The organism is Kluyvera sp. CHPC 1.251, assembly GCF_036759945.1.
GTDB lineage: Bacteria > Pseudomonadota > Gammaproteobacteria > Enterobacterales > Enterobacteriaceae > Kluyvera > Kluyvera sichuanensis.
In genome coordinates this window covers 207,604-232,922 of sequence record NZ_JAPKIC010000005.1, presented here as the reverse complement: position 1 = coordinate 232,922, position 25,319 = coordinate 207,604, and the positions used below count along the sequence as shown (strand labels likewise).

The 25,319-nt window shown below is 55.7% G+C and carries 21 protein-coding genes; 15 read left to right on the top strand and 6 right to left on the bottom strand.

Annotation, left to right across the window (positions count from 1 at the left end):
* Positions 1-26: 26 nt before the first annotated feature.
* Both msyB and V6940_RS12250 read right to left on the bottom strand, forming a co-directional pair.
* Positions 27-752, bottom strand: a complete 726-nt coding sequence (gene msyB / locus V6940_RS12255; protein WP_333496042.1) for an acidic protein MsyB — start codon at positions 750-752, stop codon at positions 27-29.
* A 26-nt stretch (positions 753-778) separates the two neighbouring features.
* A complete protein-coding gene (locus V6940_RS12250) occupies positions 779-1,183 on the bottom strand; it encodes a DUF2541 family protein (protein ID WP_333496041.1) in 405 nt (134 codons plus the stop codon).
* Positions 1,184-1,552: 369 nt separating this feature from the next.
* Here V6940_RS12250 and dnaK point away from each other — a divergent pair, with 369 nt between their 5' ends.
* From dnaK to nhaR, 4 genes are all read left to right on the top strand, one after another.
* Entirely contained in the window at positions 1,553-3,475 is a 1,923-nt protein-coding gene (gene dnaK / locus V6940_RS12245; protein WP_035896220.1) for a molecular chaperone DnaK, read from the top strand.
* 88 nt (positions 3,476-3,563) lie between these two features.
* On the top strand, positions 3,564-4,703 hold the full coding sequence (gene dnaJ / locus V6940_RS12240) for a molecular chaperone DnaJ (protein ID WP_185668290.1): 1,140 nt from the start codon (positions 3,564-3,566) through the stop codon (positions 4,701-4,703).
* A 174-nt stretch (positions 4,704-4,877) separates the two neighbouring features.
* The gene (gene nhaA, locus V6940_RS12235; protein WP_333496040.1) at positions 4,878-6,047 is read left to right on the top strand and encodes a Na+/H+ antiporter NhaA; all 1,170 of its coding nucleotides are present in this window, start codon (positions 4,878-4,880) and stop codon (positions 6,045-6,047) included.
* A gap of 38 nt (positions 6,048-6,085) precedes the next feature.
* Positions 6,086-6,985, top strand: a complete 900-nt coding sequence (gene nhaR / locus V6940_RS12230) for a transcriptional activator NhaR (RefSeq protein ID WP_333496039.1) — start codon at positions 6,086-6,088, stop codon at positions 6,983-6,985.
* A gap of 156 nt (positions 6,986-7,141) precedes the next feature.
* Here nhaR and rpsT read toward each other — a convergent pair whose 3' ends face one another.
* Positions 7,142-7,405 carry a 30S ribosomal protein S20 gene (rpsT, locus tag V6940_RS12225; protein WP_003018940.1) on the bottom strand — a complete coding sequence of 88 codons (264 nt, stop codon included), beginning with the start codon at positions 7,403-7,405 and terminating at the stop codon, positions 7,142-7,144.
* 328 nt (positions 7,406-7,733) lie between these two features.
* Here rpsT and ribF point away from each other — a divergent pair, with 328 nt between their 5' ends.
* The 6 genes from ribF to rihC all read left to right on the top strand — a co-directional run bounded on the left by ribF (position 7,734) and on the right by rihC (position 14,566).
* A complete protein-coding gene (ribF, locus tag V6940_RS12220; RefSeq protein WP_333496038.1) occupies positions 7,734-8,672 on the top strand; it encodes a bifunctional riboflavin kinase/FAD synthetase in 939 nt (312 codons plus the stop codon).
* Between the two features lie 33 nt (positions 8,673-8,705).
* Complete coding sequence (gene ileS, locus V6940_RS12215) at positions 8,706-11,555, top strand: isoleucine--tRNA ligase (protein WP_333496037.1); 2,850 nt, start codon at positions 8,706-8,708, stop codon at positions 11,553-11,555.
* Positions 11,555-12,043, top strand: a complete 489-nt coding sequence (lspA, locus tag V6940_RS12210; protein ID WP_333496036.1) for a signal peptidase II — start codon at positions 11,555-11,557, stop codon at positions 12,041-12,043. Before ileS ends, lspA begins: the two co-directional genes overlap by 1 nt.
* A gap of 141 nt (positions 12,044-12,184) precedes the next feature.
* A complete protein-coding gene (fkpB, locus tag V6940_RS12205) occupies positions 12,185-12,634 on the top strand; it encodes an FKBP-type peptidyl-prolyl cis-trans isomerase (RefSeq protein WP_185668296.1) in 450 nt (149 codons plus the stop codon).
* 1 nt (position 12,635) lies between these two features.
* Complete coding sequence (gene ispH / locus V6940_RS12200) at positions 12,636-13,586, top strand: 4-hydroxy-3-methylbut-2-enyl diphosphate reductase (RefSeq protein WP_333496035.1); 951 nt, start codon at positions 12,636-12,638, stop codon at positions 13,584-13,586.
* A 65-nt stretch (positions 13,587-13,651) separates the two neighbouring features.
* The gene (rihC, locus tag V6940_RS12195) at positions 13,652-14,566 is read left to right on the top strand and encodes a ribonucleoside hydrolase RihC (RefSeq protein WP_333496034.1); all 915 of its coding nucleotides are present in this window, start codon (positions 13,652-13,654) and stop codon (positions 14,564-14,566) included.
* Between the two features lie 4 nt (positions 14,567-14,570).
* Here rihC and V6940_RS12190 read toward each other — a convergent pair whose 3' ends face one another.
* Positions 14,571-15,269, bottom strand: a complete 699-nt coding sequence (locus V6940_RS12190; RefSeq protein WP_333496033.1) for an SDR family NAD(P)-dependent oxidoreductase — start codon at positions 15,267-15,269, stop codon at positions 14,571-14,573.
* A gap of 121 nt (positions 15,270-15,390) precedes the next feature.
* Here V6940_RS12190 and V6940_RS12185 point away from each other — a divergent pair, with 121 nt between their 5' ends.
* A complete protein-coding gene (locus V6940_RS12185; RefSeq protein ID WP_333496032.1) occupies positions 15,391-16,296 on the top strand; it encodes a LysR family transcriptional regulator in 906 nt (301 codons plus the stop codon).
* On the opposite strand, the gene V6940_RS12180 is transcribed toward V6940_RS12185, so the two are convergent.
* On the bottom strand, positions 16,287-17,195 hold the full coding sequence (locus V6940_RS12180; RefSeq protein WP_333496031.1) for a LysR family transcriptional regulator: 909 nt from the start codon (positions 17,193-17,195) through the stop codon (positions 16,287-16,289). The two genes, V6940_RS12185 and V6940_RS12180, sit on opposite strands and share 10 nt — an antisense overlap.
* Positions 17,196-17,287: 92 nt before the next feature.
* Between V6940_RS12180 and V6940_RS12175 the strand changes: the two genes are divergently transcribed.
* The 4 genes from V6940_RS12175 to carB all read left to right on the top strand — a co-directional run bounded on the left by V6940_RS12175 (position 17,288) and on the right by carB (position 23,858).
* Positions 17,288-17,920, top strand: a complete 633-nt coding sequence (locus V6940_RS12175; protein ID WP_333496030.1) for an alanyl-tRNA editing protein — start codon at positions 17,288-17,290, stop codon at positions 17,918-17,920.
* Between the two features lie 269 nt (positions 17,921-18,189).
* Positions 18,190-19,011 carry a 4-hydroxy-tetrahydrodipicolinate reductase gene (gene dapB / locus V6940_RS12170; protein WP_333496029.1) on the top strand — a complete coding sequence of 274 codons (822 nt, stop codon included), beginning with the start codon at positions 18,190-18,192 and terminating at the stop codon, positions 19,009-19,011.
* Positions 19,012-19,466: 455 nt separating this feature from the next.
* Positions 19,467-20,615, top strand: coding sequence for a glutamine-hydrolyzing carbamoyl-phosphate synthase small subunit (carA, locus tag V6940_RS12165; RefSeq protein WP_333496028.1), 1,149 nt, complete (start codon positions 19,467-19,469; stop codon positions 20,613-20,615).
* Between the two features lie 18 nt (positions 20,616-20,633).
* A complete protein-coding gene (carB, locus tag V6940_RS12160) occupies positions 20,634-23,858 on the top strand; it encodes a carbamoyl-phosphate synthase large subunit (RefSeq protein ID WP_333496027.1) in 3,225 nt (1,074 codons plus the stop codon).
* Between the two features lie 97 nt (positions 23,859-23,955).
* On the opposite strand, the gene celB is transcribed toward carB, so the two are convergent.
* Entirely contained in the window at positions 23,956-25,305 is a 1,350-nt protein-coding gene (gene celB / locus V6940_RS12155) for a PTS cellobiose transporter subunit IIC (protein ID WP_333496026.1), read from the bottom strand.
* Between the last annotated feature and the right edge of the window lie 14 nt (positions 25,306-25,319).

The window sequence follows — 25,319 nt, the reverse complement described above, 5'->3', positions numbered from 1 at the left end:
GAAATATTTTCTCCCCGATAGGGCGATTAACCGGCGCGTTGCAGTGCGGCTCTGGCAATAATTCGACGCAAACAGGCAATGCGCAGCACTGCCGGAATGGTGACGCGATAGGCGCTGCCGCTGACGGCCTTCACCCCGTTTACCGCAGCACCCACCGGGCCGCCCAGGCCAGCGCCGCGCATCAGACCGTGACCAATGACGCTAACGGCAGCATGCTTGTGCAGAATATGGCTCAGTTGATCGCCCAGCAGATGCTCAATACCGTAGTCCAGGCGATGGTGGTCAATTAAGTGCGGCAGCAAGGCTTCCAGCTCCATCACCTTCAGCTCAACGGCCGTATGAAAACGGACTTTCTGCTCATCACTCATGCGCTTCCAGGCGTTGCGAACAAACTGCTCCAGCAGCAGTTTTTCGATGGCTGGCGTCGGCATCGTCTTGTCGGTTTTGAGCCCCAGGCGCTTTGCCACATCGCGCAGAATTTCGCGATACAGCTTGCCGTGGCCGCGAATCTGGTTGGCGATGCTGTCGCCACCAAAATGCTGAAATTCACCAGCAATCAATTGCCAGTTACGGCGATGCTGCTCCGGGTGTCCGTCCATCGACATATAGAGTTCGTTATGCAGCAGGGCGCTGGACAGACGGCGTTTGCCTTTTTCGTTGTGCGTCAGTAGCTGTGCAAAGTTGGCCAGCTGCTCTTCGCTACAGTGCTGGAGAAAAACGAGGTCTTCATCATTCAGATAGGAAACTTTCATTAGGGGGTCGCTTCTCAGGAATTCGCTTAGTCGTCGCCGATGATTTTTAAAGAGGCCATATCGGAAGAGTTCACGGTATGCCCTGAGAAGGTGATTTTTGAGACGCAGCGTTTGTTGTCGTTATCGCTGTTGATATTGATCCAATCGGTGGTCACACCCTCTTTCAGCGACGGCGGTACGTTCAGGCTCTGGCTGCTGCTGCGGGCGGCTTTGAAATAAACGGAGGCGCCGCTAAGTTCAGCGTCACCGCGGTCGACGGTCAACTTGATACGTTTGACGATGCGGCAAACCGGCAGCTTTAGCGTCAGATCGTTGGTTTCATTACGAGGCAAAGCGATGACGCCCAGGGTTTTGTGATCGTTCGCGTAGGCGGAAGAGGCCAGCATCAGGCCGAAAGCCAGGCTGGCAGAGACGTTTAATACTGTTTTCATTTTATTCCTTACCGGATAGACCTTTTAACAACCTCAAATACAGCGGCGGATTTTATCCCTCTCCGATATGGCTTTCAGCGCTCAATCATTTCAACTTATGACAATAATTAACTGAATATATTGATGTTTTTATATATTCAATGTGAATGAGTCTTGCCGGGTGAACCTCGTTTTGGCCGCAATGAAACCGCACTGAATGAAAAAATTTTACGGCTGCCCCTTGATGGATGACGTTGCGACCCCATCTTGTAGTCAACCGCAGTGAGTGAGTCTGAAAAAAAACGATTCAGGGCAGTTGAAACCGCAGGTTTCGCCCTTATTACAGATTCACAACCACATGTTGACTGAATTTTTAGTGGAGACGTTTAGATGGGTAAAATTATTGGTATCGACCTGGGTACTACCAACTCTTGTGTAGCGATTATGGATGGCACTACCGCTCGCGTTCTGGAGAACGCCGAAGGCGACCGCACCACGCCTTCTATCATTGCTTATACCCAGGATGGTGAAACTCTGGTTGGTCAGCCGGCTAAACGTCAGGCAGTGACAAACCCGCAAAACACCCTGTTTGCGATTAAACGCCTGATTGGCCGCCGCTTCCAGGACGAAGAAGTTCAGCGTGACGTTTCTATCATGCCTTACAAAATTGTTGCCGCAGATAATGGCGACGCATGGCTTGATGTGAAAGGCACCAAAACTGCACCACCGCAGATCTCTGCTGAAGTGCTGAAGAAAATGAAGAAAACCGCTGAAGATTACCTGGGTGAGCCGGTAACTGAAGCTGTTATCACCGTACCTGCATACTTCAACGATGCTCAGCGTCAGGCAACCAAAGATGCTGGCCGTATCGCAGGTCTGGAAGTCAAACGTATCATCAACGAACCAACCGCTGCTGCGCTGGCTTACGGTCTGGATAAAGAAGTCGGCAACCGTACTATCGCGGTATACGACCTCGGTGGTGGTACCTTCGATATTTCCGTTATCGAAATCGACGAAGTTGATGGCGAAAAAACCTTTGAAGTTCTGGCGACCAACGGTGATACCCACCTGGGTGGTGAAGACTTCGATACTCGTCTGATCAACTACCTCGTTGACGAGTTTAAGAAAGATCAGGGCATCGACCTGCGTAACGACCCGCTGGCGATGCAGCGCCTGAAAGAAGCCGCTGAGAAAGCGAAGATTGAACTGTCTTCCGCTCAGCAGACCGACGTGAACCTGCCGTACATCACTGCAGACGCGACCGGTCCTAAACACATGAACATCAAAGTGACCCGTGCGAAACTGGAAAGCCTGGTAGAAGACCTGGTTAACCGTTCTATCGAGCCGCTGAAAGTTGCGCTGCAGGATGCTGGCCTGTCCGTATCCGATATCCAGGACGTTATCCTGGTCGGTGGTCAGACTCGTATGCCAATGGTGCAGAAGAAAGTTGCTGAGTTCTTCGGTAAAGAACCGCGTAAAGACGTTAACCCGGACGAAGCTGTTGCTATCGGTGCAGCGGTTCAGGGCGGCGTTCTGACCGGTGAAGTAAAAGACGTGCTGCTGCTGGACGTTACCCCGCTGTCTCTGGGTATCGAAACCATGGGCGGTGTGATGACTGCGCTCATCAACAAAAACACCACCATTCCAACTAAGCACAGCCAGGTGTTCTCTACCGCTGAAGACAACCAGTCTGCGGTAACCATCCACGTGATTCAGGGTGAGCGTAAACGTGCATCCGATAACAAATCACTGGGTCAGTTCAACCTGGACGGTATCAGCCCAGCACCGCGCGGCATGCCGCAGATCGAAGTCACCTTCGATATCGATGCTGATGGTATCCTGCACGTTTCCGCGAAAGACAAAAACAGCGGTAAAGAGCAGAAGATCACCATTAAGGCTTCTTCCGGTCTGAACGAAGAAGAAATTCAGAAAATGGTTCGTGAAGCCGAAGCTAACGCCGAAGCTGACCGTAAGTTTGAAGAGCTGGTTCAGACCCGTAACCAGGGCGACCATCTGCTGCACAGCACTCGTAAGCAGGTTGAAGAAGCAGGCGAACAGCTGCCAGCTGACGACAAAACTGCCATCGAGTCTGCGCTGACCGCGCTGGAAGCGTCTCTGAAAGGCGAAGACAAAGCGGACATCGAAGCGAAAATGCAGGCGCTGGCGCAGGTTTCCCAGAAACTGATGGAAATCGCTCAGCAGCAGCACGCACAGCAGCAGGCGGGTGCCGCAGGCGCTGACGCTTCCGCGAACAATGCGAAAGACGACGACGTTGTTGACGCTGAGTTCGAAGAAGTGAAAGACAAAAAATAATCGCCCTGATGCAGGGTAATTAATCAGCACGGGCGAAGAGGGTTTCCTCTCCGCCCGTGCTCGCATGTTAAGGGGCTGAAAAAAACCAATGGCAAAGCAAGACTATTACGAGATTTTGGGCGTTTCCAAAACAGCGGAAGAGCGTGAAATCAAAAAGGCGTACAAGCGCCTGGCCATGAAATTCCACCCGGACCGCAACCAGGGTGATAAAGAGGCCGAAGCCAAGTTTAAAGAGATCAAAGAAGCGTACGAGATCCTGACCGACGCGCAGAAGCGTGCAGCCTACGATCAGTACGGACATGCGGCCTTTGAACAGGGCGGTATGGGCGGCGGCGGCGCGGGTGGTTTCGGCGGCGGCGCGGACTTCAGCGATATCTTTGGTGACGTATTCGGCGATATCTTTGGTGGTGGTCGTGGTCGCCAGCGCGCGTCCCGTGGCGCAGATCTGCGCTACAACATGGATCTAACGCTGGAAGAAGCGGTTCGTGGTGTGACCAAAGAGATCCGCATCCCGACGCTTGAAGAGTGCGACATCTGCCACGGCAGCGGCGCTAAAGCGGGCTCGCAGCCGCAGACCTGTCCAACCTGTCATGGCTCCGGCCAGGTGCAGATGCGTCAGGGCTTCTTCGCCGTACAGCAGACCTGTCCACACTGTCAGGGCCGCGGTACGCTGATTAAAGATCCGTGCAACAAATGTCACGGCCACGGTCGCGTTGAGAAGACCAAAACCCTGTCCGTTAAAATTCCGGCAGGCGTGGATACCGGCGATCGTATTCGCCTGACCGGCGAAGGCGAAGCGGGCGAACATGGTGCACCGGCAGGCGACCTGTACGTTCAGGTTCAGGTGAAGCAGCACGCTATCTTTGAGCGTGAAGGCAACAACCTGTACTGCGAAGTGCCGATTAACTTCTCTATGGCTGCCCTGGGCGGCGAGATTGAAGTCCCGACGCTCGACGGTCGTGTGAAGCTGAAAATTCCAGGCGAAACACAAACCGGCAAACTGTTCCGTATGCGCGGCAAAGGCGTTAAATCCGTCCGCGGCGGCGTGCAGGGTGACCTGCTTTGCCGTGTGGTGGTAGAAACCCCGGTCGGCCTGAATGAGAAGCAGAAACAGCTGTTGAAAGACCTGCAGGAAAGCTTCGGTGGTCCAACCGGCGAGAACAACAGCCCGCGTTCGAAAAGCTTTTTCGACGGCGTGAAGAAGTTCTTTGACGATTTGACCCGTTAACCCTTCGCCCCCTCGGGCGAGTGCGGACCAGATAAAAACCCGAAGCCTTCCGCTTCGGGTTTTTTATTGTTCGGCTAAACTGAATTATCATCCAGTTATAATCTGATTTTACCGATCTGTTAGACGCGATAACATGGTTTTATCGATGAATATCTGCTTATAGAGAGAGTAAAGGTGAAGCATCTTCAGCGCTTTTTTAGCAACGATGCCTCTGGTGGCATCATCCTGATTATTGCTGCGGTCCTGGCCATGCTGATGGCCAACATGGGGGCGACCAGCGGCCTGTATCATGCCTTTCTGGAAACGCCAGTGCAGCTGCGCGTAGGCGCATTAGAAATTAATAAGAATATGCTGCTGTGGATTAACGATGCCCTGATGGCGGTGTTTTTCCTGCTGATTGGTCTTGAGGTCAAACGCGAGATGATGCAGGGCTCGCTGGCTACGCGTCGTCAGGCTATTTTCCCGGTTATTGCCGCGCTGGGCGGTATGGTGGTGCCTGCGCTGGTCTACCTGGCGTTTAACGCTCAGGATCCGATTGCGAGCGGCGGCTGGGCTATTCCTGCGGCTACGGACATTGCCTTTGCTCTTGGCGTGCTGGCGCTGCTGGGCAGCCGTGTACCGGCCTCACTCAAGATCTTCCTGATGGCGTTAGCCATCATCGACGATTTGGGTGCCATCGTCATTATCGCGCTGTTTTACACTAACGATTTGTCGCTGCTGTCGCTGGCTGTTGCAGCTGCCGCCATTGTGGTGCTCGCGATTCTGAATATGAGCGGTGTTCGCCGTACCGGTATCTATATTCTGGTGGGTGTGATTTTGTGGACGGCGGTGCTGAAGTCCGGCGTTCATGCCACCCTGGCCGGAGTGATTGTTGGCTTCTTTATCCCGCTGCGCGAGCAGAACGGTAAGTCACCGGCGAAGCAGCTTGAGCATGTGCTGCACCCATGGGTGGCCTTTATGATCCTACCGCTGTTTGCCTTTGCCAACGCGGGTGTCTCTTTACAAGGCGTCACGCTTGCCGGGCTGACCTCGCTGCTGCCGCTGGGCATCATCGCGGGTCTGTTTATCGGTAAGCCGCTGGGTATCAGCCTGTTCTGCTGGCTGGCGTTGAAGCTCAAGCTGGCGAAGCTGCCGGAAGGTGCAGACTTTTCACAGATTATGGCCGTTGGCCTGCTGTGCGGGATTGGCTTCACCATGTCTATCTTTATCGCCAGCCTCGCCTTCGGCAGCGTCGACCCGTCGCTGATTAACTGGGCGAAGCTCGGCATCCTGATTGGCTCGGTGATGTCGGCGGTCGTTGGATACAGTTTATTACGTGCGCGTTTGAAGCCGCAGATGGCCTAAGCACAAGATGAAAATCAAAGGAGAGGAGAGCACAGGGCATGTCGCATATTAATTACAACCACCTTTACTACTTCTGGCATGTCTACAAGGAAGGCTCGGTGGTGGGGGCAGCGGAAGCGCTGTTCCTGACGCCGCAAACCATTACCGGGCAGATCAAGGCGCTGGAAGAACGGTTGCAGGGCAAACTGTTTAAACGTAAAGGGCGCGGGATTGAGCCGAGCGAGCTGGGTGAACTGGTCTTCCGCTACGCGGATAAAATGTTCACCCTAAGCCAGGAGATGCTGGATATCGTCAACTACCGCAAAGAGTCGAACCTGCTGTTCGACGTCGGTGTGGCGGATGCGCTGTCTAAGCGGTTGGTTAGCGGCGTGCTGGATGCCGCAGTGGTGGAAGATGAGCAGATCCATCTGCGTTGCTTTGAATCGACGCATGAGATGCTGCTGGAGCAGCTGAGCCAACATAAGCTGGATATGATTATCTCCGATTGCCCGATCGACTCTACGCAGCAGGAAGGGCTGTTCTCGGTGAAAATCGGCGAATGCAGTGTCAGCTTCTGGTGCATGAATCCGCCGCCGGAAAAACCGTTTCCAGCCTGCCTGGAGGAGCGTCGACTATTGATCCCAGGCCGCCGCTCCATGTTGGGCCGTAAGCTGCTGAACTGGTTTAACGTGCAGGGGCTGAAAGTCGAGATTCTGGGTGAGTTTGACGATGCGGCGCTGATGAAGGCATTTGGTGCGGCGCATAACGCTATCTTCGTCGCGCCAACGCTGTACGCGCATGACTTCTACGCCGATGACAATATCGTCGAGATTGGCCGGATGGACAACGTGATGGAAGAGTATCACGCGATATTCGCCGAACGGATGATTCAGCACCCGGCGGTGCAGCGTATTTGCCACCGCGATTATTCGGCGCTGTTTGCCGAACCGTTGAAGTAACTGGTGGTTCCCCGGGGTCGGTGTTACACACCTCGCCCGGGCTACAAAGGGTTGTAGCCCGGCCAGGCGAAGCGCCGCTGGGGAATCACCCAAATAACAGGCATAAAAAAACCCGCATTAAGCGGGTCTTTTTCAAAGCTGATAACAAGCAGGCGATTAAGCCAGTTTGTTGATCTGTGCAGTCAGGTTTGCTTTATGACGTGCAGCTTTGTTTTTGTGGATCAGACCTTTAGCAGCCTGACGGTCCACGATTGGTTGCATTTCGTTAAATGCTTTCAGTGCAGTAGCTTTGTCGCCAGCTTCGATAGCTGCGTATACTTTCTTGATGAAAGTACGCATCATAGAGCGACGGCTAGCGTTGTGTTTGCGAGCCTTTTCAGACTGAACGGCGCGCTTCTTAGCTGATTTGATATTAGCCAAGGCCAACTCCCAAATGTGTTCTATATGGACAATTCAAAGGCCGAGGAATATGCCCGTTTAGCCTTCTTTTGTCAATGGATTTGTGCAAATAAGCGCCGTTAATTTGACAACGCTGCATTACGTATTGATGGCGCAGGATTCTACCAGCTTGTGGGCAACGAATACAGTCCTTCCGGCACAAAAATCATGCGCGTCGGCCATATTTTCTTACCTTTCCAGCGGATGCTGATGAAAACATTCCTTCTTTCCGCCGTGAGGCGTAATCGCGGGTTAACGTGGCGGGTTGTACAAGGTATACTCTGACGATTTTCACTCTTTTGAGCCAGACATGAAGCTGATACGCGGCATACATAATCTCAGTCAGGCACCGCATGGGTGCGTGCTGACCATTGGTAATTTCGACGGTGTGCATCGCGGGCATCAGGCGTTACTGCAAGGCTTACGTGCCGAGGGCAGAGCGCGCGGTTTGCCTGTGGTGGTGATGATTTTTGAACCGCAGCCGCTGGAGCTTTTCGCGGCTGATAAGGCCCCGGCTCGCTTGACGCGCCTGCGTGAAAAGCTGCGCTATCTGGCCGAGAGTGGAGTGGACTACGTCCTCTGCCTGCGCTTTGATCGCCGCTTTGCGGCGCTGACCGCACAGGACTTTATCAGCGAACTGCTGGTGAAGCGCCTGGGGGTGCAGTTCCTCGCCGTTGGCGATGATTTCCGCTTCGGCGCTGGTCGTCAGGGCGATTTCTTGTTATTACAGAAGGCTGGCGAAGATTTTGGTTTCGATATCACCAGTACCGAAACCTTCTGTCACGGTGGCGTGCGCATCAGCAGCACCGCTGTGCGTCAGGCGCTGGCCGAGGATAATCTCGAACAGGCCGAAAGCCTTCTGGGCCATCCGTTTATCATTTCCGGGCGCGTGGTGCACGGCGATGAACTGGGCCGAACCATCGGTTTCCCGACGGCGAATTTACCGCTGCGTCGTCAGGTGTCCCCGGTAAAAGGGGTCTATGCGGTAGAAGTCATGGGGCTGGGTGATAAGCCTCTGCCGGGCGTGGCAAACATTGGTACGCGCCCGACCGTTGCTGGCGTTCGTCAGCAGCTGGAAGTGCATTTGCTCGACGTTGTAATGGACCTTTACGGTCGCCATATAGATGTAGTGCTGCGTAAAAAAATACGCAACGAGCAGCGATTTGCGTCGCTGGATGAACTAAAAGCGCAGATTGCGCGTGATGAATTAACGGCCCGCGAGTTTTTTGGGCTTTCAAACCCGGCTTAAATGCCTACGTAAATATACGGAACCGAGAATCTGATGAGTGACTATAAATCAACCCTGAATTTGCCGGAAACAGGGTTCCCGATGCGCGGCGATCTCGCCAAGCGTGAACCGGGAATGCTGGCGCGTTGGACTGATGATGACCTGTACGGCATCATTCGTGCAGCCAAAAAAGGCAAAAAAACGTTCATTCTGCATGATGGCCCTCCATATGCGAACGGCAACATTCATATTGGTCACTCGGTTAACAAGATTCTGAAAGACATTATCGTGAAGTCCAAAGGGCTTTCCGGTTATGACTCTCCGTACGTGCCTGGCTGGGACTGCCACGGCCTGCCTATCGAGCTGAAAGTTGAGCAAGAATTTGGCAAGCCGGGCGAGAAATTTACCGCCGCCGAGTTCCGCGCCAAGTGCCGCGAATACGCCGCAACCCAGGTTGACGGTCAGCGTACCGACTTCATCCGTCTGGGCGTGCTGGGCGACTGGCAGAAGCCATACCTGACTATGGACTTCAAAACGGAAGCCAACATCATTCGTGCGTTAGGCAAAATCGTTGCTAACGGCCACCTGCACAAAGGCGCGAAGCCGGTGCACTGGTGCGTTGACTGCCGTTCTGCGCTGGCGGAAGCGGAAGTTGAGTATTACGACAAAACCTCTCCGTCCATCGACGTGGCGTTCCACGCTGCCGATCCGGATGCGGTAAAAGCGAAATTTGGTGCCGCGAATGTGACCGGCCCAGTCTCCCTGGTTATCTGGACCACCACCCCGTGGACTCTGCCAGCGAACCGCGCCATCTCTCTGGCGCCTGATTTTGACTATGCGCTGGTGCAAATTGACGGTCAGGCGCTGATTCTGGCAAGCGACCTCGTTGAGAGCGTGATGAAGCGCATCGGCGTGAGCGACTACACCATTCTGGGCACCGTCAAAGGCGCCGAGCTGGAACTGCTGCGCTTTACTCACCCGTTCATGGGCTTCGACGTTCCAGCTATTCTGGGCGACCACGTGACGCTGGATGCCGGTACCGGTGCGGTACATACCGCCGGTGGCCACGGCCCTGACGACTACGTGATCAGCCAGAAATATGGTCTGGAGATCGCTAACCCGGTTGGCCCTGATGGCGCTTACCTGGCAGGCACTTACCCAGAACTGGACGGCGTGAACGTCTTCAAAGCCAACGACAAAATCGTTGCGCTGCTGACGGAAAAAGGCGCACTGCTGCACGTAGAAAAAATGCAGCACAGCTACCCATGCTGCTGGCGTCACAAGTCACCGATCATCTTCCGTGCGACCCCGCAGTGGTTCGTCAGCATGGATAAAAAAGGCCTGCGTATTCAGTCTCTCAAAGAGATCGACCGCATCGAGCAGGAAGGCCTGGCGAAAGAAGATCTGAGTGGCTGGATCCCAGCCTGGGGTAAAGCACGTATCGAATCCATGGTGGCGAACCGCCCTGACTGGTGTATCTCCCGTCAGCGTACCTGGGGCGTACCAATGGCGCTGTTCGTGCATAAAGACACCGAAGAGCTGCACCCGCGCACCACCGAACTGATGGAAGCGGTCGCCAAATACGTTGAGAAAGACGGCATTCAGGCGTGGTGGGATCTCGACCCGCGTGAAATCCTCGGTGACGACGCAGACAACTACGTCAAAGTGCCAGATACGCTGGACGTATGGTTCGACTCCGGTTCAACCAGCTACTCCGTCGTCGATGCGCGCCCAGAATTTGGTGGTCACGCGGCTGACATGTATCTGGAAGGTTCTGACCAGCACCGTGGCTGGTTCATGTCCTCCCTGATGATTAGCGTCGCGATGAAAGGCAAAGCGCCGTATCGCCAGGTACTGACCCACGGCTTCACCGTCGATGGTCAGGGCCGTAAGATGTCTAAATCTATCGGTAACACCGTTTCTCCGCAGGACGTGATGAACAAACTGGGCGCGGATATCCTGCGTCTGTGGGTGGCATCGACCGACTACACCGGCGAAATGGCGGTATCGGATGAGATCCTGAAACGTGCTGCCGACAGCTATCGTCGTATCCGTAACACCGCGCGCTTCCTGCTGGCGAACCTGAACGGTTTCGATCCGGTAAAAGACATGGTGAAACCGGAAGAGATGGTTGTGCTGGATCGTTGGGCCGTGGGTTGTGCGCAAGAAGCGCAGGCCGACATCATGAAAGCCTACGAATCCTATGATTTCCACGAAGTGGTACAGCGTCTGATGCGCTTCTGCTCCGTAGAAATGGGCTCGTTCTACCTCGACATCATCAAAGACCGCCAGTACACCGCGAAAGCGGACAGCGTGGCGCGTCGTAGCTGCCAGACTGCGCTGTACCATATCGCAGAAGCGCTGGTTCGCTGGATGGCGCCAATCATGTCCTTCACCGCCGACGAAATCTGGGGCTACCTGCCGGGTAACCGCGAGAAATACGTCTTCACCGGTGAATGGTACGAAGGTCTGTTTGGTCTGGCCGACAGCGAAGCGATGAACGATGCGTTCTGGGAAACGCTGCTGCAGGTTCGTGGCGAAGTGAACAAGGTCATCGAACAGGCGCGTGCTGACAAGAAAGTTGGTGGTTCTCTGGAAGCGGCAGTCACCCTGTACGCTCAGCCGGAACTGGCGGCTAAGCTGAATGCACTCGGCGACGAATTACGATTTGTCCTGTTGACCTCCGGGGCAACCGTTGCGGATTATGAAGCGGCAACCGCTGACGCCCAGCAGAGCGAACTGCTGAAAGGGCTGAAAGTGGCGCTGAATAAAGCCGAAGGCGAGAAGTGCCCGCGTTGCTGGCACTACACTCAGGACGTCGGTAAGGTGGCGGAACACGCAGAAATCTGCGGACGCTGTGTGAGCAACGTGGCCGGTGACGGCGAAAAACGTAAGTTTGCCTGATGAGTAAATCGATTTGTTCAACAGGGCTGCGCTGGCTGTGGCTGGTTGTAGTCGTGCTGATTATCGATCTGGGCAGTAAATACCTGATCCTCCAGAACTTTGCTCTGGGGGAGACGGTTTCGCTGTTCCCGTCGCTTAATCTGCATTATGCGCGTAACTATGGCGCGGCGTTTAGCTTCCTGGCCGACAGCGGCGGCTGGCAGCGCTGGTTCTTTGCGGGTATCGCTATCGGTATCTGTATTGCGCTGGCGGTGCTGATGTATCGCGCTAAGGCCACGCAAAAGCTGAACAATATTGCCTACGCGCTGATTATTGGCGGCGCGCTGGGTAACCTGTTCGACCGTCTGTGGCACGGCTTCGTTGTCGACATGATCGATTTCTACGTCGGCGACTGGCATTTTGCTACCTTCAACCTGGCCGATACGGCAATCTGTATCGGTGCAGCGCTTATCGTGCTGGAAGGTTTCCTGCCGAAAAAGCAGGCGTAAGATAATGCCGGATGGCGCTGCGCTTATCCGGCCTACAATTCGTTGTAGGCCCGGTAAGCGTAGCCCCACCGGGCAATCGTTGCGCCGAACGTATAACAATAATCGTCATTCCAATGTCGTAAGATAAAAGGCTGTCCCTGCATGTCTAACTCGATTCAAAGCAATAGTGCGGTGCTGGTGCACTTCACGCTGAAACTGGACGATGGCTCTACCGCAGAGTCGACCCGTAACAACGGTAAACCGGCGCTGTTTCGTCTGGGCGATGCCTCTCTGTCTGAAGGGCTGGAGCAGCATCTTCTCGGCCTGAAGGCCGGGGACAAAAAAGCATTCTCTCTGGAGCCTGACGCGGCGTTTGGTATTTCTACGCCCGATCTTATCCAGTATTTCTCCCGCCGCGAATTTATGGATGCGGGCGAACCAGAAATCGGCGCTATCATGCTGTTCACCGCAATGGACGGCAGCGAGATGCCAGGCGTGATCCGCGAGATTAACGGTGACTCCATCACGGTTGATTTCAACCACCCGCTGGCGGGCCATACCGTTCATTTTGATATTGAAGTACTGGAAGTCGATCCGGTACTGGAGGCGTAACATGCAGATCCTGTTGGCCAACCCACGCGGCTTTTGTGCAGGCGTTGACCGCGCTATCAGCATTGTTGAAAATGCGCTCGCCATTTATGGCGCGCCAATCTACGTTCGTCATGAAGTGGTGCATAACCGCTACGTGGTGGACAGTCTGCGCGCTCGTGGCGCGATCTTTATCGAGCAGATTAGCGAAGTGCCGGACGGCGCTATCCTGATCTTCTCCGCCCACGGTGTTTCTCAGGCCGTGCGTAACGAAGCGAAAAGCCGTGACCTGACGGTCTTTGACGCGACCTGCCCGTTAGTCACCAAAGTGCATATGGAAGTGGCGCGTGCCAGCCGTCGCGGCGAAGAGTCGATTCTTATCGGCCACGCTGGTCACCCGGAAGTCGAAGGCACCATGGGCCAGTACAGCAACCCGAAAGGGGGGATGTACCTCGTTGAGTCGCCGGAAGACGTGCTGAAGCTGGCGGTGAAAGACGAAAGCAAGCTGTCGTTTATGACCCAGACCACGCTCTCGGTAGATGATACTTCCGACGTTATCGATGCGTTACGCCAGCGTTTCCCGAAAATCGTCGGCCCGCGCAAAGATGATATCTGCTACGCCACCACCAACCGTCAGGAAGCCGTGCGATCGCTCGCCCAGCAGGCAGACGTGGTGTTGGTCGTCGGGTCGAAGAACTCTTCTAACTCTAACCGTCTGGCCGAACTGGCGCAGCGGATGGGTAAAGCAGCCTATCTGATTGACGATGCATCAGACATCCAGGAAGCCTGGGTGAAAGAGGCAGCCTGCGTTGGCGTCACCGCTGGGGCATCCGCGCCGGATATTCTGGTGCAGAATGTCATTGCTCGCCTGCAATCGTTGGGCGGCGGCGAGGCGATTACCCTTGAAGGCCGCGAAGAGAATATCGTCTTTGAGGTTCCGCGCGAGCTGCGTGTGGATGTTCGTGAAGTCGAATAAATTAATTCTCCCGCAGATGTGAAAAAATGCCAGGCTTAACGTCTGGCATTTTTTATGGAGAAATCATGCGACTGCCTATCTTCCTGGATACCGATCCCGGTATCGACGATGCCGCGGCGATTGCTGCCGCGCTGTTTGCTCCCGAGCTGGATCTCCAGCTCATGACCACCGTCGCCGGCAACGTCTCCGTCGAGAAAACTACCCGTAATGGCCTGCAGCTGCTGCATTTCTGGGAGGCGGATGTGCCGTTGGCACAGGGCGCGGCCGCACCGCTGGTTCGCCCGCTGCGCGATGCAGCGTCGGTGCACGGCGAATCTGGCATGGAGGGCTATGATTTTGTCGAGCATAATCGCCAGCCGGTGGCAAAACCGGCGTTTCAGGCGATCCGCGATGCGCTGATGCTGGCATCTGAACCGGTCACGCTGGTGGCGATTGGCCCGCTGACCAATATCGCGCTACTGCTGACGCAGTACCCTGAGTGCCGCTTCAATATTCGCCGCCTGGTGATTATGGGCGGTTCCGCCGGACGCGGTAACTTTACGCCGAACGCCGAGTTTAATATCGCTATCGACCCGGAAGCGGCGGCACTGGTGTTCCGCAGCGGTCTGGAGATTGTGATGTGCGGGCTGGATGTGACTAATCAGGCAACGCTTTCGCCGGAATATCTGGCCTCGCTGCCCGCGCTGAATAAAACCGGTGACATGCTCCACGCGTTATTCAGCCACTACCGCAGCGGGAGTATGCAGAGCGGCCTGCGCATGCACGACCTGTGCGCGATTGCCTGGCTGGCACGCCCGGCGCTGTTTACCCTGCAAAGCTGCTACGTCGCCGTTGAAACGCAGGGGCAATTTACCGCCGGGACAACGGTCGTGGATATTGAAGGGAAACTCGGACAGCCCGCTAACGCGCAGGTGGCACTGGGGCTGGACGTCGAAGGCTTCCGCCAATGGGTCGCGGAAGTGTTTGCATTAGCGCCATAAGCGTTTACCAGGGAACGGTGTTGCCGCGAAAATCGAGGTACTCCAGCCCGGGGCGCTGCTGTTTTTCCAGCAGCACGTTCACCAGTGAGGGAATGGTCTCGGCGATGGTGTAAGGGGCATCAGGGCCGCCTAAATCGGTCTTGATCCACCCCGGTGCCATGGTCACCATTGGCCGGCTTTGCATGGCCGGGCGTGCGGCAACGCTGCGCATAAACATATTTAGCGCCGCCTTACTGCCGCGATACAGTTCCCGCTGCCCATTTTCGTTATTAGCAATACTCCCCTGTCCTGAGGACATCACGCCAATCAGTCCTCCGGTGGTAACCTGCGGTTCCAGCTTCTCAATCACCCGCATCGGGGCCAGCGCGTTAGTCAGCATTATCTGCATAAACTCTTCCGTTGTAATATCTCCGATGCCCTGAGAAGGGTCGCGATTGGTGGTACCGGCGTTCACAAACAGCATATCGATGCGCTGGCCTTGCAGGCGCTGCGCCATCGCGGCTATCTGCTCCTCGTCGCAAATATCCAGCAGCTCAATACGCACGCTGCCCGGATGCTGGAGCGCCAACTGATGTAAAGGAGTAGCGGGTGTCAGTTGACGTACGGTGCCAATCACATTCCAGCCATGACCGATAAACGCCTCTGCCATTGCCTGCCCAAGGCCGCGTGATGCGCCAATGATGAGTACGGTTTTTGCCTGCATGGGGTATCTCCTGCGGTAATACGGATGAGTTGCAGAAAATATAGGCGCATTTCATATACGGCGGAAGACGCAGCATCTACAGTAATAACCTGCACCAAACGCCTTATCAAAAAGAGATGACATGACGGAACCTGATTTCAATCTGCTGGTGGCGCTTGATGCGCTGCTCAGTGAAGCGAGCGTGGCTGGTGCGGCGCGCCGTTTGGGGCTGAGCGCCTCGGCGATGAGTCGCACCTTGAGTCGCTTACGTGCGGCGACGAACGACCCACTGCTGGTGAGAGCGGGAAGAAAGATGGTGCTCACGCCCCATGCGCAAGCGATTCGGGAAAGGGCTAACAGCGCAGCGCTGGAGGCACGTCAGGTGCTCAGCCCGGCGCTTTCCGCGCTGACGCTACCGACGCTGGAAAGAACCTTCATGCTGCGCACCAATGAAGGTTTTGTTGAAACCTTTGGCGCCCGTCTGGTCGCCGCGGCAGCAGCGGAAGCGCCTGGTGTGCGTCTCTGTTTTGTCGCCAAACCGGAAAAGGAGTCTGCGCCGCTGCGTGAAGGGCGGGTGTGCCTGGAGATTGGCGTGCAGAAGGAGATGGGGCCGGAGATCCGTTTGCAGGCGTTGTTCCGGGATCGCTTTATCGGTGTGGTGAGGGAAAACCATCCGCTACTGGCGAGTTCGCTGAGCGCCGAAGCGTACACGCGCTGGGGGCATGTGGTGGCTTCACGTCATGGAAGCGGGCAAGGGCCGGTTGATGAGGCATTGGCAGCGCTAGGACTATCGCGCTACGTGGCGGCGATTGTGCCGGGGTATACGGCGGCGCTGGCGGTTGTGCAGGATACCGACCTGATTGCGCAGGTGCCATTGTCCTGGTTTATGGGGCTACAGAACCGTATTGGAACCGAGCGGTATTCTTCATTTACGCTGCCGGTAGAGACACCTGAAATTACCGTCTCGCAGATGTGGCACCCGCGTATGGACGTCGACTCCGCGCACCGCTGGCTGCGGCATTTGGTGCTAAGCGTTTGTCAGTCATAGCGCTGCGGTAGCTTTTCGCTCAGATAATCAATCATCGCCCGCATTCTGGCGGGCATATGCTGGTTACGCGTCCATAACAGCCACAGATCGCCGCTGTAGTCGCTGATAAACTCCCACTCCGGCAGTACCTGCACAATCTCACCGTTAGCCAGCGCTTCCCGCGCGGTAAATAGCGGCAGGCTGCCGATGCCGAGATGGTTTTTCACCGCATCCAGCCGCACGCCGGTATGGTTGGCGGCGTAGCGTCCGCGAGTTTGAATCGTCTCGCTCTTCTCGCCAAGCCGGAATTTCCAGCGTGCATCGGCGGGTGTTTCACCGAGGCTGATACAGCTATGGTGGCGCAATGCCTGCGGCGTGTCTGGTATGCCGTGCTGACGCAAATACGCCGGGGTTGCACAAATGACATGGCTGACCGGCATCAGTGCTTTACCGTACAGACCGGGGGAGGGTGACTGGCTGATTCGCAGCGCCAGGTCGACGCCGTCGTCAATCAAATCCATATAGCGGTCTTCAAGACGTAAGCACACGTCTACGTCCGGGTAGCGCTCAAGGAATTCGGCCATCAGCGGGTGAATCACAAAACGTCCCACCGCTTTCGGTACGCTAACGGTCAATTTACCCTGTGTCACTTGTTGACGGCTACTGCCGGAGTCCATCGCCATCTGCGCGGCATTCAGCATCTCCTGCGCGTGTTCGTACACCATTTTCCCCGTCTCGCTCAATGCTAGCTTGCGGGTGGTGCGATGCAGCAACTTACTGCCCAGGGCCTGTTCCAGGCGCGACACGCTGCGGCTAATGGCGGAAGGCGTGGCTCCAGCGGCTTTTGCCGCCGCGGTAAAGCTGCCCTGGTCGATAATCAACACAAAGGTGGCAAGGTCGGGCAGAAGGTTAGGGTTCATTTGTGCGTACCGGGCAAAGAAGCATTGAATGTGAACAGGATTATCGCCGTTGATAAAGTGAATATACTCTTCTCATTAAGAGGAGAACAACCATGACTGAACGTCTTTATTACACCTGTGATGACACTGAAGGCCGGGCCAACGTGCTGAGTTGTACGCTAGAGCACGACGGGCTGTATGCGGTGGTGCTGGATAGCACCCTGTTTCACCCGCAGGGCGGCGGGCAGCCTGCGGATGTGGGCTGGATTGACAATGAGCCGGTTGAGGCAGTGCTTGCGCGCGGTGACGATGTGCTGCATATCGTGGCAAAACCATTATCCCCCGGCGCAGTGAATCTGCGCGTGGATGCCGCGCAGCGCAAGCTTCACACTCGGCTGCATTCCGCCGGGCACCTGATCGGCCAGGCGGGGACAGAGTACGGCTGGCACCCGGTCAAAGCGCATCATTGGCCCAATGAGGGGCGTATTACTTTCGCCGCTGGTGGAAACGGCGCGTTGCCGGATGTGCTGTCGCTGCTGGCGAAAATCAGCGCCTGGCAGGCGGAAAATCTCGCCCGCCAGGTGACGTTCTCTGGCGGACTGCGGCAGGTTGGCTTTGGCCATCTCCCGGCTTACCCGTGCGGCGGGACGCACGTTGCCCATCTTTCTGAGATTGGGCCGGTCACGATTACCCAGGTGAAGATGAAAAAGGGGCAGATGATCGTCAACTATACGCTCGAGGCATAAAACCGACGTCGCGAAATTATCTTAGCGGATTCGCTGGCCACTGCTCGGTTTTCCCGCGGTTTCCCCACCTCTTCTCGCCATCCCGAGCGAGTTTGACTTCTTTCCTTTGCTGCGGCAATGATTCATCCTGCGGGATGAATCATGTCTTTTACTGATATTCCTCTCTGTTTATCATTAAATTCTAATTATGGGCGTTTTCGGCTGGCGACCCTGCAGCGGGCTGGTTACTCTGAAAACGATTTACGCAATTTTAACAAAAGAGAATAGCTATGCATGATGCACAAATCCGCGTCGCCATTGCTGGCGCTGGCGGCCGCATGGGACGGCAGTTAATCCAGGCAACCCTGGCGATGGAAGGGGTTCAATTAGGGGCCGCGCTGGAGCGTGAAGGCTCTTCTTTACTGGGCAGCGATGCCGGTGAACTGGCGGGCGCAGGCAAGTCTGGCGTCACCGTTCAGAGCAGCCTGGATGCGGTAAAAGATGATTTTGACGTGTTCATCGATTTTACCCGCCCGGAAGGCACACTTGCGCATCTGGCGTTTTGCCGCCAGCACGGCAAAGGTATGGTCATTGGTACCACCGGCTTTGACGATGCCGGTAAACAGGCCATTCGCGAGGCTTCAGAAGAGATTGCGATCGTTTTCGCGGCCAACTTTAGCGTTGGCGTAAACGTCATGCTCAAGCTGCTGGAGAAAGCGGCCAAGGTAATGGGCGACTATACCGATATCGAAATTATTGAAGCGCACCACCGCCACAAAGTCGATGCGCCATCGGGTACGGCGCTGGCAATGGGTGAAGCGATCGCCGGGGCGCTGGATAAAGATCTGAAGGACTGCGCGGTCTACTCGCGCGAAGGTTATACCGGCGAACGCGTGCCGGGCACCATTGGTTTTGCCACCGTTCGCGCAGGTGACATTGTCGGTGAACACACCGCGATGTTTGCCGATATTGGCGAGCGTGTAGAGATCACACACAAGGCTTCCAGCCGCATGACGTTTGCCAACGGTGCGGTCAGATCGGCATTGTGGCTAAAAACAAAGTCAAATGGTCTTTTTGACATGCGTGATGTGCTGAATTTGAATGAATTATAAGTATTTATTACCCATCGTGATGTGGTTATTGTAGTCATAATTACTTGATTACACAGGGCAATATTTTATTGCCCTTTTATTTTGTCTTTTTTTTGTGATTTGTTTATGAAAGACTTGTTTTCATAACTTATCAGGCTTGAATGTGTTGGTTAAATGTAAATTTTGACCATCTGGTCTACTTTTTTACTCCCCTCAGTGAAATTTAACACTCTTCCTGCCCCGCAAGCGTTTTCTACAATGAGTTAGTTGATCTTTTTGATGGCTATCGCCTTGCTGTCACATCAGTGGCGCAAAATAATAATAAAAATTGTCCTTTAAGGTAGACATTTGCCGAGGCTATCTCTAGAATGCCGCCGTTTGCCAGAAATACGTCGGTAAGCAGATTTGCATTGATTTGTGCCATTGTTATGAATTAATATGCAAATAAAGCGAGTAAATATTCTCTGGAGGGTGTTTTGATTAAGTCAGCGCTATTGGTTCTGGAAGACGGAACCCAGTTTTACGGTCGGGCCATCGGGGCAACGGGTTCGGCGGTTGGGGAAGTCGTTTTCAATACTTCAATGACCGGTTATCAAGAAATCCTCACTGATCCTTCCTATTCTCGCCAAATCGTCACCCTTACTTATCCCCATATTGGTAATGTCGGCACCAACGCCGCCGATGAAGAGTCCTCTCAGGTTCACGCTCAGGGTCTGGTTATTCGCGACCTGCCGCTGATTGCCAGCAACTACCGCAACACCGAAGACCTCTCTTCTTACCTCAAGCGCCATAACATTGTGGCGATTGCCGATATCGATACCCGTAAGCTGACGCGACTGCTGCGCGAGAAGGGCGCTCAGAACGGCTGCATCATCGCAGGCGATAACCTGGATGCTACGCTGGCCTTAGAAAAAGCCAAAGCGTTCCCGGGCTTAAATGGGATGGACCTGGCAAAAGAAGTGACCACGGCTGAAGCCTACAGCTGGACGCAGGGTAGCTGGACGCTGGCGGGTGACCTGCCGGAAGCGAAATCTGAAGAAGAGCTGCCGTTCCACGTGGTGGCCTACGACTTTGGCGCGAAGCGCAACATTCTGCGCATGCTGGTTGACCGCGGCTGCCGCCTGACGGTAGTGCCGGCGAAAACCTCCGCTGAAGAAGTCCTGGCGATGAATCCAGACGGCGTGTTCCTGTCTAACGGCCCTGGCGACCCGGCACCGTGCGACTACGCTATCGACGCAATTGAAAAATTCCTCCAGACCGATGTGCCGGTATTTGGCATCTGCCTCGGCCATCAGCTGCTGGCGCTGGCGAGCGGTGCGAAGACCATCAAGATGAAGTTTGGTCACCACGGTGGTAACCACCCGGTGAAAGATATGGACAAGAACGTGGTGATGATCACCGCACAGAACCACGGTTTTGCGGTTGATGAAGATTCGCTGCCAGCCAACCTGCGCGTGACCCACAAATCTCTGTTCGACGGTACCCTGCAGGGGATTCACCGTACCGATAAACCGGCGTTCAGCTTCCAGGGCCACCCAGAGGCGAGCCCAGGTCCGCACGATGCGGCGCCGCTGTTCGACCACTTTATCGAGCTTATTGAGCAATACCGTCAGTCCGCGAAATAATCAGGAGTAATAAGAGCCATGCCAAAACGTACAGACATAAAAAGTATCCTGATTCTGGGCGCGGGCCCGATTGTTATCGGTCAGGCGTGTGAGTTTGACTACTCCGGTGCCCAGGCGTGTAAAGCGCTGCGTGAAGAGGGCTACCGCGTCATTCTGGTGAACTCCAACCCAGCCACCATCATGACCGACCCGGAAATGGCCGATGCGACCTACATCGAGCCGATTCACTGGGAAGTGGTACGCAAAATCATCGAAAAAGAGCGTCCGGATGCAGTTCTGCCAACCATGGGCGGCCAGACCGCGTTGAACTGCGCGCTGGAGCTGGAGCGTCAGGGCGTGCTCGAAGAGTTCGGTGTGACCATGATTGGTGCTACCGCCGACGCGATTGATAAAGCAGAAGACCGCCGCCGTTTCGACGTGGCGATGAAGAAAATCGGCCTCGACACCGCCCGTTCCGGTATCGCGCACACCATGGAAGAAGCGCTGGCGGTTGCCGCTGATGTCGGCTTCCCGTGCATCATTCGTCCGTCCTTCACCATGGGCGGCACCGGTGGCGGTATCGCCTACAACCGCGAAGAGTTCGAAGAAATCTGTGAACGCGGTCTGGACCTCTCGCCAACCAACGAGCTGCTGATTGATGAATCGCTGATCGGCTGGAAAGAGTACGAGATGGAAGTGGTGCGCGATAAGAACGACAACTGCATCATCGTCTGCTCTATCGAAAACTTCGATGCGATGGGCATCCACACCGGTGACTCCATCACCGTGGCGCCAGCGCAGACCCTGACCGACAAAGAATACCAAATCATGCGTAACGCCTCGATGGCGGTACTGCGTGAAATCGGCGTCGAAACCGGCGGTTCTAACGTACAGTTCTCGGTGAACCCGAAAGACGGTCGTCTGATTGTTATCGAAATGAACCCACGCGTATCCCGCTCCTCGGCGCTGGCTTCCAAAGCAACCGGCTTCCCGATTGCGAAAGTGGCGGCCAAGCTGGCGGTGGGTTATACCCTCGACGAACTGATGAACGACATCACCGGCGGCCGTACCCCTGCGTCCTTCGAGCCGTCCATCGACTACGTTGTGACGAAGATTCCACGCTTCAACTTCGAGAAGTTTGTTGGCGCGAACGACCGTCTGACCACGCAGATGAAATCTGTCGGTGAAGTGATGGCGATTGGCCGCACGCAGCAGGAATCCCTGCAGAAAGCGCTGCGCGGCCTGGAAGTGGGCGCGACCGGCTTCGACCCGAAAGTAAGCCTCGACGACCCTGAAGCGCTGACTAAAATCCGCCGTGAGCTGAAAGACGCGGGCGCTGAGCGTATCTGGTACATCGCCGATGCCTTCCGCGCGGGCCTCTCCGTCGACGGCGTGTTCAACCTGACCAACATCGACCGCTGGTTCCTGGTACAGATTGAAGAGCTGGTGCGTCTGGAAGAGAAAGTGGCGGAAGTGGGCATCAACGGCCTCGATGCTGACTTCCTGTTCCACCTGAAACGCAAAGGCTTTGCCGATGCGCGTCTGGCTAAACTGGCGGGCGTGCGCGAAGCGGAAATCCGCAAGCTGCGTGACCAGTACAACCTGCACCCGGTCTACAAGCGTGTGGATACCTGTGCGGCAGAATTCGCCACCGACACCGCTTACATGTACTCCACCTATGAAGAAGAGTGCGAGTCCAACCCGTCCGTTGACCGCGATAAAATCATGGTCCTCGGCGGCGGCCCGAACCGTATCGGTCAGGGCATCGAATTCGACTACTGCTGCGTACACGCCTCACTGGCGCTGCGCGAAGACGGTTACGAGACCATCATGGTCAACTGTAACCCGGAAACCGTCTCTACCGACTACGACACTTCCGACCGTCTGTACTTCGAGCCGGTCACCCTGGAAGACGTGCTGGAAATCGTGCGCATCGAGAAGCCGAAGGGCGTTATCGTACAGTACGGCGGCCAGACCCCGCTGAAGCTGGCGCGTGAGCTGGAAGCCGCAGGCGTACCGGTTATCGGTACCAGCCCGGATGCCATCGACCGTGCGGAAGACCGTGAACGCTTCCAGCATGCGGTTGACCGTCTGAAGCTGAAGCAGCCGGCGAACGCCACCGTGACCGCGATTGAACAAGCGGTTGAGAAGGCGAAAGAGATTGGCTACCCGCTGGTGGTGCGCCCGTCCTACGTACTCGGCGGCCGTGCGATGGAAATCGTCTACGACGAAGTCGACCTTAAACGTTACTTCCAGACCGCCGTCAGCGTTTCCAACGACGCGCCGGTGCTGCTGGACCGCTTCCTCGACGACGCGATTGAAGTCGATGTCGACGCTATCTGCGACGGCGAAATGGTGCTGATTGGCGGTATCATGGAGCACATCGAGCAGGCGGGTGTTCACTCCGGTGACTCCGCGTGTTCCCTGCCAGCCTATACGCTGAGCCAGGAAATTCAGGATGTGATGCGTGAGCAGGTGCAGAAGCTGGCCTTCGAACTGCAGGTACGCGGCCTGATGAACGTGCAGTTTGCAGTGAAAGACAACGAAGTCTACCTGATTGAAGTCAACCCACGTGCGGCGCGTACCGTACCGTTCGTCTCCAAGGCGACCGGCGTACCGCTGGCGAAAGTGGCGGCGCGTGTGATGGCAGGGAAAACCCTGACCGAGCAGGGCGTGACCAAAGAAATCATCCCACCGTACTACTCGGTGAAAGAAGTGGTGCTGCCGTTCAACAAATTCCCAGGCGTTGACCCACTGTTAGGGCCAGAAATGCGCTCTACCGGGGAAGTGATGGGCGTGGGCCGTACCTTCGCGGAAGCGTTCGCTAAGGCACAGCTGGGCAGTAACTCCACTATGAAGAAACAGGGCCGTGCGCTGCTCTCCGTTCGCGAAGGCGACAAAGAGCGCGTGGTTGACCTGGCCGCTAAGCTGCTGAAACAGGGCTTCGAACTGGATGCGACCCACGGTACTGCGATTGTGCTGGGCGAAGCTGGTATCAACCCGCGTCTGGTGAACAAGGTGCATGAAGGTCGTCCGCACATTCAGGACCGTATCAAGAATGGCGAATACACCTACATCATCAACACCACCGCAGGTCGTCAGGCGATTGAAGACTCCAAGCTGATTCGCCGCAGCGCGCTGCAGTACAAGGTGCATTACGACACCACCCTGAACGGCGGTTTCGCGACGGCGATGGCGTTGAATGCGGATGCCAAAGACAAAGTGACTTCCGTCCAGGAAATGCACGCACAGATTAAAAAATAAGTGCGAGCGATAAAATAAAACGCCGGGCAACTGCCCGGCGTTTTTGTTTTTGTAGCCCGTCCAGGCGAAGCGCCGCCGGGCTACGAGTATTGACGATTTACTGCTCCGTTGCTGGCATCGTCGCCGCGCTCTGTTGCGACTTGCTGGCCTGCTCTTCGCGGAATTTCAGGTTATCCCAGATGCGGAAGAACGGGTAATACATCACCAGCGAAATCCCGAGGTTGACGATTTGCAGCACTGAACCAGAGATATGCCCGCCGGTCGCCAGGTACCCGCTGACCACAATCGGCGTGGTAAACGGCAGCGCAATCCCGGCCGGTTTGGCTACTAAACCGGTGGTCATCGCCACGTAGGAGACAATCACCAGCACCACCGGGGTCAGGATAAATGGCACCACCAGGTACGGGTTCATCACGATTGGAATACCGAACACCATCGGCTCGCTGATGTTAAACAGGCTGCCCGGTGCGGCAATTTTACCGAGCTGCTTCATCTGCACGCTGCGGCTGCGCAGGATCATAAAGATAACCAACCCTAACAGCGCCCCGGTACCGCCCGGCGCAATCCACAGATCGTAGAACTGTTGGGTAATAATGTGGGGGATTGGCAGGCCATTCTGAAACGCTTCCAGGTTTTCGGACATATTGCTGAGCCAGACCGGGCGGATAAACACCAGCACGATGGTGTCGCCGTGCAGGCCGAGCATCCACAGAATGCCAATCAGCAGTACCGAAATAATCATCCCCGGCAGCGAACCGCCGACGTGGCTCATCGGAATACCGACCAACTCGGTAATCATGGTGTTGATATCGCCAAACGGCGTGGCTTCAACCAGCAGGCGCAGTGCCAGCACCACCGCCAGCACGCAGAAGCCAGGGATCAGGGCGAGGAACGATTTTGCTACCGCCGGTGGAACGCCTTCCGGCATGCGAATCACCAGGTTGCGGTCGTTAACGAAGCGGTAGATTTCGGTTGAGAGCAGGGCAATCAGGATAGCGACGAACAGCCCCTGGCTGCCAATCTGGCCCATCGGCATCACGCCCTTCACCAGCTGCGCCACATCGCTACCCGCCGGGGTAAACATGATGTGCTGTGGAATGGTCATCACGAAGGCCACCAGGGAGACAGCCCCGGCGGTCAACGGGTCGAGGGTGCGGTACTTCTCTGCCAGACGGTAGGCGATACCGAAGCTGGAGATCAGCGCCATGATGTCGTAGGTCGCTTTCACCGGATAGAGCACTTTTTCCTGCCACGTTGGGCCGAAAAGCTCGGTCATCAGCGTGCCGTAACCCGGCACCGGCAGATAGGCGAAGATCAGAAAGAACGAACCTATCAGCATAAACGGCATGTTCAGGATGATCCCGTCACGCACCGAAAGTACATGTTTTTGTCCGGCGATTTTGAGCGCGGTCGGTAAAACGTATTTATCTATTATCGACTTATTCACAGACACCCCCTGCC